The 13024-nt window shown below is 70.7% G+C and carries 7 protein-coding genes; 3 read left to right on the top strand and 4 right to left on the bottom strand.

What is annotated here, in order from left to right; all coding sequences use genetic code 11:
- Positions 1-376 precede the first annotated feature (376 nt).
- From C1J00_RS25665 to C1J00_RS25655, 3 genes are all read left to right on the top strand, one after another.
- Positions 377-892, top strand: coding sequence for a DUF6912 family protein (locus C1J00_RS25665; RefSeq protein ID WP_102911414.1), 516 nt, complete (start codon positions 377-379; stop codon positions 890-892).
- A gap of 84 nt (positions 893-976) precedes the next feature.
- Positions 977-1642, top strand: a complete 666-nt coding sequence (locus tag C1J00_RS25660; RefSeq protein WP_102911413.1) for an HAD family hydrolase — start codon at positions 977-979, stop codon at positions 1640-1642.
- A gap of 458 nt (positions 1643-2100) precedes the next feature.
- The gene (locus C1J00_RS25655) at positions 2101-7050 is read left to right on the top strand and encodes an NAD-glutamate dehydrogenase (protein ID WP_102911412.1); all 4950 of its coding nucleotides are present in this window, start codon (positions 2101-2103) and stop codon (positions 7048-7050) included.
- Between the two features lie 365 nt (positions 7051-7415).
- Here C1J00_RS25655 and C1J00_RS25650 read toward each other — a convergent pair whose 3' ends face one another.
- The 4 genes from C1J00_RS25650 to C1J00_RS25635 form a co-directional block, all read right to left on the bottom strand.
- A complete protein-coding gene (locus tag C1J00_RS25650) occupies positions 7416-9062 on the bottom strand; it encodes a glycosyltransferase family 2 protein (RefSeq protein WP_102911411.1) in 1647 nt (548 codons plus the stop codon).
- The gene (locus tag C1J00_RS25645) at positions 9059-11254 is read right to left on the bottom strand and encodes a CDP-glycerol glycerophosphotransferase family protein (RefSeq protein WP_102911410.1); all 2196 of its coding nucleotides are present in this window, start codon (positions 11252-11254) and stop codon (positions 9059-9061) included. Before C1J00_RS25645 ends, C1J00_RS25650 begins: the two co-directional genes overlap by 4 nt.
- Positions 11255-11377: 123 nt before the next feature.
- Positions 11378-12217 (bottom strand): ABC transporter ATP-binding protein, encoded by an 840-nt coding sequence (locus C1J00_RS25640; protein WP_102911409.1) that lies wholly within the window; start codon positions 12215-12217, stop codon positions 11378-11380.
- Positions 12210-13024: ABC transporter permease (locus C1J00_RS25635; protein ID WP_102911408.1), on the bottom strand; the 815-nt coding region annotated here is incomplete at its 5' end. The genes C1J00_RS25635 and C1J00_RS25640, both read right to left, overlap by 8 nt.

Here is a 13024-nt window from a genome sequence, read left to right as displayed (position 1 = left end):
GTTCCGGGTGGGGCGGTGCTGGGTCCTGGTCATGACCTTGTACATGGGGGTCCCCGTTTCGTGGGCCCGGTGGGTACCGGAGAGTAACTTCGGGTGGTGATCTTGTACGGTGCCCACGGGGGCGGCGGCAAGGAAGCGCGATGCGGGTCGCGGGCGCCGGAATGTTCACCTATCCGGGTGATGCCAGAGGCGTGGAGCCCGTGAATACGGAGGTGTGCCGGGTGAATTCCGGGCCCAGGGTGGACGCATCGGGCGTCACGGGGCGGGACTCGAAAGGGGACGCCCCGCACGTATCCTGAAGGCCTTCCGGAGTCTTCCGGAGCCCTTCGGGGCGCCCGATCACGATCCCGACCACGACCATGAAAGCGGTCAGCCCATGCGTGTCTACGTCCCCCTGACCCTCCCCGGTCTCGCCGAGGCGTACCAGACGGGCGAGCTGGGAGCCGGGCCGTTCGTCGCCTGTGCCGTGACGCCGGGGCTGCGCGAGTGGTACGGCTCCGACGACACCGAGGAACTGGAGTACGCGGCGCTCGGCCGGGCCGCGCTGGCCTCGCTGCGCCTGCTGGCGGCCGAGCCCGAGGCGCCGCGGCGCCGGGTCGTGATCGCCGTCGATGTGGCCGACCGGTCCGTGAGCGCGGATCCCGGCCGGGGGCTCGATCCGGCGGCGCCGGGCGAGGTACGGGTCGCGGGCGCGGTGCCGTTGGGCAAGGCGGCGGCGGTGCATGTCGACGCGGCGGACGCCCAGGCGGCTGTGACGGCGGCCGCCGAGGCGCTGTCGGCGGCGGACGGCGGGGACGACGACGCGCAGTCCGTCGTGGACGGGGCGGAGGACCACGAGCTGCTGTGGTTCGCCACGCAGGAGATCGCGAACCTGGTCGGGCGCGGGAACTGAAACGGCCAGGCGGACCGCCCCCCCGGGGGGCGCGTTGAGGCGCCGCCCTCTTGATTGTCAGTGGGGGCGGGTACGTTTTCAGGCATGGGGATGAAGACGGGCGCGCACATTGTCTGGGACTGGAACGGGACGCTGTTCCACGACATCGACGCGATCATCGGGGCGACGAACGCGGCCTTCGCCGAGCTGGGGCTGGAGCCGCTGACGCTTGAGAAGTACCGGGAGCTGTACTGCGTGCCGGTGCCGAAGTTCTATGAGCGGCTGATGGGGCGGCTGCCGACCGAGGCCGAATGGGAGGCGATGGACGACGTCTTCCACCGGTACTACACCGAGCACCGCACGGCGTGCGGGCTGACGATGGGGGCCGTGGAGCTGCTGGCCGGGTGGCGGTCGTCGGGTCGCAGCCAGTCGATCCTGAGCATGTATGTGCACGAGGAGCTCGTTCCCCTGGTGCGGGGGTTCGGCATCGAGCCGCACTTCATACGGGTGGACGGGCGGACCGGGCCGTCTGGGGGGAGCAAGGCCGAGCACATGGTGCGGCACCTGGCGTCGCTGAGCGGGGTGGCCCCGGAGCGCACCGTGGTGATCGGGGACGCGGCGGACGACGCCGTGGCCGCGCTGCATGTAGGGGCCCGGGCCGTGCTGTACACCGGCGGGTCGCACAGCCGGGTGAGCCTGGAAGCGGTCGGCGTTCCTGTCGTGGACACGCTGGAAGAAGCGGTCGAAGAGGCGGAGCGGCTCGCGGCCTGACCGGCGCCCCAGACCGGAAGGCGTAGCGGCACTGTGCAGAACGTCAAACTTCCAGGGCTGGTTTTGTACACATACGGCTCATGACGGAGCCCCTGTGAGGAGCGATAGCCTGGGTGGCGTGATCAGCGCGATAGTTCGCGGGGACGTCGTCGTCCCTGCCCTGCGCCCGGAGAGCACGGACGACATCCGTGACCGGGCGGCAGTCGCTGGTCTTCGCGGGCGGGACGTGCCATCCAGGACTCCCGGGACGCCGAACATCACCAGGACCCGGGCGTCGCAGAGAGCAGAGTCACACCGGTGGCGCAGCTCAAGATTGGCTCAGACACCCCCGCTCATCTCACCTTGCGGCATAGCGTCGGAACAGACCGGATACCCCGTGTCACGACGTGAGGTCGTAAGCGCAGAGGCCGTACTTCCTTCTACGTCACGCAACGGCGCGCGACAGGAGCCAGAGGACAATGCAGACCAAGCTGGACGAAGCCAAGGCCGAGTTGCTCGAGAGGGCTGCCCGGGTAGCTGAGAACAGCCCGGTCGGGGGGCACCTACCGACCGGGTCGACGGGCGAGGAGACCCCAGACGCCCAGAAGGCCCCGGACCGCGAGACCCTCCTCACGTTCCTCCAGCGTTACTACCTGCACACGGCCCCGGAGGACCTCACCGACCGCGACCCGGTCGACGTCTTCGGAGCTGCCGTATCGCACTACAGGCTGGCCGAGAACCGCCCCCAGGGCACGGCGAACGTGCGGGTGCACACCCCCACGGTGGAAGAGAACGGGTGGACCTGCAGCCACTCCGTGGTCGAGGTCGTCACCGACGACATGCCCTTCCTCGTCGACTCCGTCACCAATGAGCTGACACGCCAGGGGCGTGGAATCCACGTCGTCATCCACCCCCAGTTCGTCGTGCGACGTGATGTCACCGGCAAGCTCATCGAGGTCCTGTCGACCCCGGCCACCGGCGACCTTCCGCACGACGCGCACGTCGAGTCCTGGATCCATGTCGAGACCGACCGCGAGACCGACCGGGCCGACCTGAAGCAGATCACCGCCGACCTGCTGCGCGTCCTGTCCGACGCCCGCGAGGCCGTCGAGGACTGGGGCAAGATGCGGGAGGCAGCCATCCGGCTGGCGGAGGGGCTGCCGGACGAGCCCATCCCCGGCGACCTGCCCGGACCCCAGGTCGAGGAGGCCCGCGAGCTGCTGCGCTGGCTCGCCGACGACCACTTCACCTTCCTCGGCTACCGCGAGTACCAGCTGCGCGACGACGACTCCCTGGCCGCCGTGCCCGGCACCGGGCTCGGCATACTGCGCGCGGACCCGCACCACGCGGCCGAGGAGAGCCACCCGGTCAGCCCCTCGTTCGAGCGACTGCCCGCCGACGCCCGGGCCAAGGCGCGCGAGCACAAGCTGCTCGTACTGACCAAGGCCAACAGCCGGGCGACCGTGCACCGGCCGTCGTACCTCGACTACATCGGCGTCAAGAAGTTCGACGCGGACGGCAACGTCGTCGGCGAGCGGCGCTTCCTCGGGCTGTTCTCCTCCGCCGCCTACACCGAGTCCGTGCGCCGGGTCCCGGTCATCCGACGCAAGGTCGAAGAGGTCCTGCAGCGCGCCGGGTTCTCGCCCAACAGCCACGACGGCCGCGACCTGACACAGATCCTGGAGACGTACCCGCGCGACGAGCTGTTCCAGACCCCGGTCGACGAGCTGCGGGCCATCGTCACCTCCGTCCTCTACCTCCAGGAGCGCAGGCGCCTCAGGCTGTACCTGCGCCAGGACGAGTACGGGCGCTACTACTCCGCCCTCGTCTACCTCCCGCGCGACCGCTACACCACGGCCGTGCGCCTGAGGATCATCGAGATCCTCAAGGAGGAGCTCGGCGGCATCAGCGTCGACTTCACGGCCTGGAACACCGAGTCGATCCTGTCCCGGCTGCACTTCGTGGTGCGGGTCCCGCAGGGCACCGAGCTGCCGGAGCTATCCGACTCCGACAAGGAGCGCATCGAGGCCCGCCTGGTGGAGGCCGCCCGCTCCTGGGAGGACGCCTTCGCCGAGGCGCTCAACGCCGAGCTCGGCGAGGAGCACGCGGCGGCAGCGATGCGCCGCTACGCGCACGCCTTCCCCGAGGGCTACAAGGCCGACCACAACCCGCGTGCCGCGGTCGCCGACCTCGTCCACCTCGAGCAGCTGAACGCCGAGGCGGACAAGGACTTCTCGCTCAGCCTCTACGAGCCGGTGGGCGCCGCCCCCGAGGAGCGCCGCTTCAAGATCTACCGCACGGGCGACGCGATCTCCCTCTCGGCCGTCCTGCCGGTCCTCAACCGGCTCGGCGTCGAGGTCGTCGACGAGCGGCCCTACGAGCTGCGCTGCTCGGACCGCAGCGTGGTCTGGATCTACGACTTCGGTCTGCGCATGCCCCGCTCGAGCGGCGGGGACCACTTCGGCGACGACGCCCGCGAGCGCTTCCAGGACGCCTTCGCCGCCACCTGGACCGGCAAGGCGGAGAACGACGGCTTCAACGCCCTCGTGCTGAGCGCCGGGCTGAGTTGGCGGCAGGCGACGGTGCTGCGGGCGTACGCCAAGTACCTGCGCCAGGCGGCGTCGACGTTCAGCCAGGACTACATGGAGGACACCCTCCGCAACAACGTCCACACCACCCGGCTGCTCGTCTCCCTGTTCGAGGCGCGGATGTCGCCGGACCGGCAGCGCGCGGGGCACGAGATCGTGGACGCGCTGCTGGAGGAGGTCGACGCGGCCCTCGACCAGGTGGCCTCGCTCGACGAGGACCGGATCCTCAGGTCCTTCCTGACCGTCATCAAGGCGACGCTGCGGACGAACTTCTTCCAGGAGGCCGCGGGCGGCAAGCCGCACGACTACGTCTCCATGAAGTTCGACCCGCAGGCCATCCCCGACCTGCCGGCACCGCGCCCGGCGTTCGAGATCTGGGTGTACTCGCCGCGCGTCGAGGGCGTGCACCTGCGCTTCGGCAAGGTCGCACGCGGTGGTCTGCGCTGGTCCGACCGGCGTGAGGACTTCCGCACCGAGATCCTCGGCCTGGTCAAGGCGCAGATGGTGAAGAACACCGTCATCGTGCCGGTCGGCGCCAAGGGCGGGTTCGTCGCCAAGCAGCTGCCGGACCCGTCCGTGGACCGGGACGCATGGCTCGCCGAAGGCGTCGCCAGCTACAAGACGTTCATCTCGGCGCTGCTCGACATCACCGACAACATGGTCGCGGGCGAGGTCGTGCCCCCGGCGGACGTCGTCCGCCACGACGAGGACGACACCTACCTCGTCGTCGCCGCCGACAAGGGCACGGCGACCTTCTCCGACATCGCCAACGGGGTCGCCGAGCAGTACAACTTCTGGCTCGGAGACGCCTTCGCCTCCGGCGGCTCCGCCGGCTACGACCACAAGGGCATGGGCATCACCGCCCGCGGCGCCTGGGAGTCCGTCAAGCGGCACTTCCGCGACATGGGTGTGGACAGCCAGAGCGAGGACTTCACGGTCGTCGGCATCGGCGACATGTCCGGTGACGTGTTCGGCAACGGCATGCTGCTCTCCGAGCACATCCGCCTGGTCGCCGCCTTCGACCACCGGCACATCTTCATCGACCCCAACCCGGACGCGGCCACCTCCTACGCCGAGCGACGCCGCCTGTTCGAGCTGCCCCGCTCCAGCTGGGAGGAGTACGACAAGGGGCTGCTGTCGGCCGGCGGCGGCATCTTCCCGCGCACGGCCAAGGCGATCCCGGTCAACGCGCACATCCGCGAGGCCCTCGGCATCGAGGCCAAGGTCGCCAAGCTGACCCCCGCCGACCTGATGAAGGCGATCCTGCACGCGCCGGTGGACCTGCTGTGGAACGGCGGCATCGGCACATACGTCAAGTCGTCGGTCGAGTCCAACGCGGACGTCGGCGACAAGGCCAACGACGCCATCCGCGTCGACGGCAAGGACCTGCGCGTCAAGGTCGTCGGCGAGGGCGGCAACCTCGGCCTGACGCAGCTGGGCCGGATCGAGTTCGCTCTGCACGGCGGCCGGATCAACACCGACGCCATCGACAACAGCGCGGGCGTGGACACCTCCGACCACGAGGTGAACATCAAGATCCTGCTCAACGGCCTGGTGACGGACGGCGACATGACCGTCAAGCAGCGCAACAAGCTGCTCGCCGAGATGACCGACGAGGTCGGCCGCCTGGTGCTGCGCAACAACTACGCGCAGAACACGGCGATCGGCAACGCCCTCGCCCAGTCCAGCGCCATGCTCCACGCCCAGCAGCGCTTCATGAAGCACCTGGTCAGGGAGGGTCACCTCGACCGGGCGCTGGAGTTCCTGCCCACCGACCGGCAGATCCGCGAACGCCTCGCCCAGGGCCAGGGCCTGACCGGCCCGGAGACGGCCGTACTGCTGGCGTACACGAAGATCACGGTCGCCGAGGAGCTGTTGCACACCTCCCTGCCGGACGACCCGTACCTGAAGGGTCTGCTGCACGCGTACTTCCCGACCGAGCTGCGCGAGCAGTTCCCCGACCGGCTCGACGGCCACCCGCTGCGCCGCGAGATCACCACGACCGTCCTGGTCAACGACACGGTCAACACGGGCGGTACGACGTATCTGCACCGGCTGCGCGAGGAGACCGGCGCGTCGCTGGAGGAGATCGTGCGGGCGCAGACCGCGGCCCGGGCGATCTTCCGCCAGTCCCCGGTGTGGGACGGGGTCGAGGCGCTCGACAACACGGTCGAGGCCGAGGTCCAGACCCGCATCCGGCTGCATGCGCGCCGCCTGGTGGAGCGCGGCACGCGCTGGCTGCTCAACAACCGGCCGCAGCCGCTGGAGCTCGCCGGGACGGTCGAATTCTTCGCCGACCGGGTCGAGCAGGTCTGGGGACAGCTGCCGAAGCTCCTGCGCGGCGCCGACCTGGAGTGGTACCAGAAGATCCACGACGAGCTGACCGGCGTCGGTGTCCCGGACGAACTCGCCACGCGCGTGGCGGGCTTCTCCTCGGCCTTCCCGACGCTCGACATCGTCTCGATCGCCGACCGCATGGGCCGGGAGCCGCTGGACGTCGCCGAGGTGTACTACGACCTGGCCGACCGGCTGCGCATCACCCAGCTCATGGACCGCATCATCGAGCTGCCCCGCGCCGACCGCTGGCAGTCCATGGCCCGCGCGGCGATCCGTGAGGACCTGTACGCGGCGCACGCGGCGCTGACCGCCGACGTCCTGGCGGTGGGCGACGGCGGAGCGACGCCCGAGCAGCGGTTCAAGGCGTGGGAGCAGAAGAACGCGGCGATCCTCGGCCGGGCCCGCACCACGCTGGAGGACATCCAGAGCTCCGACGCGTTCGACCTCGCCAACCTGTCGGTGGCGATGCGCACGATGAGGACGCTGCTGCGCACGCACTCGTAGCGCGTACGGCGTGACGGGCGCCCCGGGCCGGATCGGCCCGGGGCGCCTGCGCTTGGGGTGCGCGTGCCTGGATGCGAGGTGGGGTGACTCGCACCCGGCGTTGCGGCTCAGGCCGGGTGGGTCCGCAGCCCGGCGGAGCGAGGTGCCGCTGCGCCCACCCGTGCCGCCCTGGGGGTACCTTCCAGGCTCTTAAGGCACTGGGGGAGGCACGATTGCCCGCAGCCGCACGGGCCGCGGTGCGCAGCCGCAGGGGCTAAGGCGGGCGGCTGCACGGACCACGGCCCGCAGCTGCACGGGCCGCGGTGCGCGGCTTCACGGGCTACTGCGGGCGGCTGCACGGGCCGCGGTCCGCAGTCCGGTGGGTTCTAGTTCAGGGCGCTCGCCACCAGGCGTGCCGCTCTCTTCACCCTCGGGCGGGCCATCCTGCGTACCGTCGGGCGGATCAGCTTCGCCGTCACTCCCACCGGTTCCCAGCGGACCTGGAGGCGGCCCGGGCCGTGGCCCTCCGGTTCGACCGTCAGGTGGTGGGACGGGACGCGTGTCGTCAGCGTCGGGAAGGTCAGGGGCGCCAGCAGCAGGCCCGTGTGGGACAGCCCCTGGTGCTGGAGGCGGAGCATCGGGTGACGGATTCCCGCGAAGCCCTGGAGGGGGAGCCGGGCCGCCCCGAGGTCGAGGTGGGCGTGGCCCTCGAAGATGCCGGGGCGGACGGGGGAGAGGCGGAAGTGGACGTGGAGCCGGTGGCCGCCCGGGGCGATGAGGAGCGTCGCGCGCCGGGGGCCGACGGGGAGGCGCAGCCCCGGGTCGTACGTGCGGATCACCAGGTCGATCGAAGCGCCCGGGCCTCGGGTGATCTCCTTGATCTCGTGTCGGAACTGGGCGCTCGGGAAGGGGCGCGTCTCCAGCTCCAGGTCGGAGATGTCCAGCTCGCGGCGGGACCACTCCGACTCGGGGATCCGGTCCCCCCAGTAGGTGCGGCCCTCCGTGTCGGCCGCCACTCGCCTCGGCGCCACCCCGTGCCCCAGGCCTCGGGCCGCCAGCCGGGCCTCCGGCAGGCGCCGGTCGCGGATCAGCTGGATGACGACGCGTTCGGCGCGCGGGAGCCGGGCGAACGCACCCGGCGTGAGCGTGTCCAGGTAGGGGGTGACGAGGTCCGCGAAGGACGTCAGCCAGGCGTCGTCCCGGTAGGGCAGGTCTCCGGCGTACATCCGGAAGTCGTGCTTGAGGAACTTGTGGTCCTTGTCCTCGCGCAGCGACTCGTGCCCGCTCTCGGCCAGGAACGCGTCGATGAGGTGCTGGACGTGGACCCGGTCCCGGACGTTGGCGAGCTTGTGCCGCTGGTTGGATATCGAGGCGGCCTCGGACGCCGCGAAGGGCGCCACGTACCAGCGGTAGACCGGTTCCGGGATGATCGTGAAGCTCTTGGCCAGGCAGTACGCCTGCGCCGAGAACAGCTGGTCCTCGTAGTGGATGCCCTCGGGGAAGCGCAGGTCGTGCCGGTCGAGGAAGGCGCGGGCGTACATCTTGCTGGTGGCCAGGTGCTCGAAGAGCAGGCGCGGGTCGGCCTGGATGCCGTCGAGGGTGCGGCGCTCGGCGACCAGGTGCGGCATCCACGTCGAGCGGCGGCCGTTGTCCACCCTGACCCGCTGCACCGCGCCCATCGCGAAGTCGATCTCACGCTCGCGGTGTGCGGCGAGCAGCAGTTCGACGGCGTTGTCGGGGAGTTCGTCGTCGCTGTCGAGGAACATCAGGAACGGCGCCCGTGCGATCCGCAGGGCGCGGTTGCGCGGGGCGCTGCAGCCGCCGCTGTTCCGCTCCAGGCGGAGGTGCCGGATACGGGGGTCCTCGGCCGCGAGCCGCTGTGCCACCGCGGGGGTCGCGTCGGTGGAGTGGTCGTCGCTGATGATGATGTCGAGGTTCACGTGGGTCTGACGGCGGACCGACTCGACGGCGCGGGGGAGGCGCTCGGCGTCGTTGTGGACGATGACCGTCACGGTGACGTCGGGGGTGCTCATGCGGTCGCCTCCTGTGGGGTCGGGGCCGGCGTGCGTTCCTCGATCGGCAGCACGGGCGGCAGGTCCCGTTCGTCCTGGCCGAGGAAGACCCGGCGGACGACGCGTTCGGCGGCGCGCCCGTCGTCGTACTCGCAGAACCGGCGCCGGAAGACGGCCCTGGTCTTCGCCGCGCTCTCGTCGCGCCAGGCGTCGGTGGTGAGGATCTCCGTCAGCTCCTGCTGGGTCCGGGCGACCGGACCCGGGGCGTCCGCCATCAGGTCGAAGTAGACGCCCCGGGTGGTGCGGTACGTCTCCCAGTCGTCGGCGTGGATCACGATCGGCCGGTCGAGGTTGGCGTAGTCGAACATGATCGAGGAGTAGTCCGTGACCAGGGCGTCCGCCGCCAGGCACAGCTCCTCGACGGGGTCGTAGGAGGAGACGTCGATGATCCGGCCCGTGCGGCGCAGGCCTGTGAGCGGGGAGGCGGTGCCGCCGTAGAAGTAGTGGCCGCGCACGAGCAGGACGGTGTCCTCGCCCAGGCGGTCGGCGAGGGTGGCGAGGTCCAGGCGCGGGGTCCACCCGGCCTCGTAGTCGCGGTGCGTGGGTGCGTAGAGGACGGCACGGCGGCCCGGGGCGATGCCGAGGCGGTCGCGGACCGTGCGGATGTCGCCGGCGCCGGCCGTGTAGTAGACGTCGTTGCGCGGATAGCCGTGGTCCAGGGAGACGTAGCGCGACGGGTAGGCACGCTCCCACATGCGGGTGGTGTGGCTGTTCGCCGAGACGCTGAAGTCCCACTTGTCGATGCGCGCCAGCAGCGCCTTGAAGTCCAGGCCCTGCGCGGCGGCCGGGAACGCCATCTGGTCGATGCCCATGCGCTTCAGGGGCGTGCCGTGGTGGGTCTGGACATGGATCGCGTCCGGGCGTTTGACCACGGCGTTCTCGAAGTTGACGTTGTTGACGAGGTACTTGGCGGTCGCCAGCACCTCCCAGTAGCGGCGGCTGCCGGGCACGACGTGGTCGGTGCCGCTCGGCAGCAGGGCCGCGTTCTCCTCGGTGACCACCCACACCGCGTGGATCTGCGGGGCCAGTTCGGCGAGCTTGGCGGCGATCGCTGCGGGGTTGCAGGCGACGCCGCGGTTCCAGTAAGCCGCGAACACCGCGAGGTGCGGATTCACGGGACGGCCGAGCGCCCTGCGGTACTGGCGGTCGCGGAGCCTGGCCCTCACCTGGCGCCTGCGGGTCCGCACGGCCGATCTGGCGGAGCGGCGGGTGCGGTTGACGGCCTGGAAGGCCCGGTACTTCGCGTAGGCGCCCTCCTCCAGCAGGGAGCGGCGGACGCCTTCGAGCCCGGCCGGGCGGCGGTGGCCCTCGGGGCGGCGGCGCAGGGCGGCCAGGGACGCCCGGCGGAAGAACTCCCGCGCGACCTCCTCCTCCATGCCGCCGCGCGCGAAGGTGCGCAGACAGTCGCGGACCATGAGGTCGTAGAGCACGGTGTGGGCGCCGCGCCGGTCGCGGGTGAGGTCGAGGAGGGAATCGTAGCGCTCGACGAGGCCGTAGCGCTGCTCGGGCGTGACCGGGGGCAGGCTCGCGGGGCGCAGCCGGCGGTCCTCGTAGGCGACGTGCGGCAGGCAGGCGACCCGGTCGGCGAGCAGCAGGGCGGCCAGGGCGGCGTACGGCTCGTCGTCGGTGGTGAGTCGCTGTTCGTGCGCCCTCCAGAAGTCCGCGCGCAGGACGCGGGTGCCGAGCAGCGGGGTCAGCCGCAGCAGGGGCGAACAGTCGTCGAGGGGGACGTCGGCGCGGCCCGCCCGGGCGAGGAGCGGGCCGTCCGGTGAGGGCAGGCCGGTGGCGTGCCAGGTGCTGCGGACGTGGTCCAGAAGCAGGACGTCGACCTCGCCGGGGAGCTCGGCCACCCGCTCGGCGACCATGCGCGGGGTGCCGGCGGGGAGGCCGTCCTTGGCGTGGACGAAGTGCAGCCAGCGGCCGGAGGCCCGGGCCGCGCCAGCCGCCCGGGCCGCCGCGTCCCCCGTGCCGTCCGGCAGCGGCACGACCTGGACTTCCGGGGTGTGCCGCTCGGCGGTCTCCCGGGCCCAGTCGCCGACCGCGGCCACGATCACCTCGGCGTCCGGGAGGGGGTGGGCGGCGAGGGAGTCGAGGAGTTCCGTCAGATGGTCCTGAACGTTAGGCCCGTGGACGACGACGCTGAGCTCGGCCATCACGGGGTCCCCTCTCGCAGCTGCACGGTATGCGGTCATGCTGCCATCAATGAGACAAAAGGGCCGACCGGGTGCGCCTCACGAGGGAACGGCGGTCGTCGCTTTCGGTTTGTCCGCCTTCAGCTAGCCCGCCTTCAGCTTGTCCGTCTTTGGTTTGTTCGTCTTTGGTTTGTCTGCCTTGTCTCCGGTGAACGCCTCGTACTCCTTGAGGACGTCCTCCGTCGGCCCGTCCATGCGCAGCTCGCCGCGCTCCAGCCACAGCACCCGGTCGCAGGTGTCGCGGATCGACTTGTTGTTGTGGCTGACCAGGAACACCGTGCCCGCGTGCTTGCGCAGCTCGCGGATGCGCTGCTCCGAGCGCTTCTGGAAGGAACGGTCGCCGGTGGCCAGGGCCTCGTCGATGAGCAGTACGTCGTGGTCCTTGGCGGCGGCGATGGAGAACCGCAGCCGCGCGGCCATGCCGGAGGAGTACGTCCGCATCGGCAGGGTGATGAAGTCGCCCTTCTCGTTGATGCCCGAGAAGTCGACGATCTCCTGATAGCGGTCCTTGACCTGCTCGCGGGACATACCCATGGCCAGGCCGCCGAGGTGCACGTTGCGTTCGCCGGTCAGGTCGTTCATCAGTGCGGCGTTGACGCCGAGCAGGGAGGGCTGGCCGTCGGTGTAGATGCGGCCGTTCTCCACGGGCAGGAGTCCGGCGACGGCCTTCAGCAGGGTCGACTTGCCGGAGCCGTTCGTACCGATCAGGCCGATCGCCTCGCCCCGGTAGGCGACGAAGGACACGTTCCTCACGGCGTGCACCCGGCGCACGCCCGAGACCTTGTCGGTCTGCTTGCGGCGCACGATGCGGTTGAGGGCGGCGGTCGCGGAGCCGCGTCCGGCGCCGGTGCCGTTGACGCGGTAGACGATGTCGACGCCGTCGGCGACGACGGTGGGGATCTTCTCGCTCGGGTGCTCAGCCACGGCCGTACGTCTCCTCAGCCTTCCAGAAATAGATGAAGCCGCCGACGCCGGCGACCAGCGCCCAGCCGATGGCGAGCGCCCACACGTGCGCGGGGAGCTGGCTCGCGTGGAAGCTGTCGATCAGGGCGAAGCGCATCAGGTCGATGTAGACGGCGGCCGGGTTGGCCGCCAGCGCGATCGTCACGGCCTGGGGCAGGCTGTCCTTCTGCGCCAGCTTGTCGATGCTCCACATGACGCCCGAGACATACATCCAGGTGCGCAGCACGAACGGCATCAGCTGGGCGATGTCGGGGGTCTTGGCGCCCATCCGGGCCATGACCATGGAGACACCCGCGTTGAACGTGAACTGCAGCAGCAGGGCCGGCAGCGCCAGCAGCCAGGACGCGCCGACCGGCACGCCGAAGCAGAGCAGGATGACGACCAGGGCGCCCATCGAGAACATCAGCTGCTGGAGCTGCTGGAGGCAGAAGGAGATCGGCAGGGCGGCGCGCGGGAAGTGCAGGGCGCGCACCAGGCCGAGGTTGCCGGAGATGGCGCGGGTGCCCGCCATGATCGAGCTCTGTGTGAACGTCCAGATGAACACGCCCGTGACCAGGAACGGGATGTAGTCGGGCACGCCGTGCTTGGTGCCGAGCAGTACGCCGAAGATGAAGTAGTAGACCGCCGCGTTCAGCAGCGGGGTCATCACCTGCCAGACCTGGCCGAGCTTCGCCTGGCTGTACTGGGCGGTGAGCTTGGCGGTGGCGAACGCGGTGATGAAGTGGCGGCGGGCCCACAGCTGCCGGACGTACTCGGGCAGGGCGGGCC

Source organism: Streptomyces cahuitamycinicus (assembly GCF_002891435.1).
GTDB lineage: Bacteria > Actinomycetota > Actinomycetes > Streptomycetales > Streptomycetaceae > Streptomyces > Streptomyces cahuitamycinicus.
This window is presented reverse-complemented; position numbering and strand designations above follow the sequence as displayed.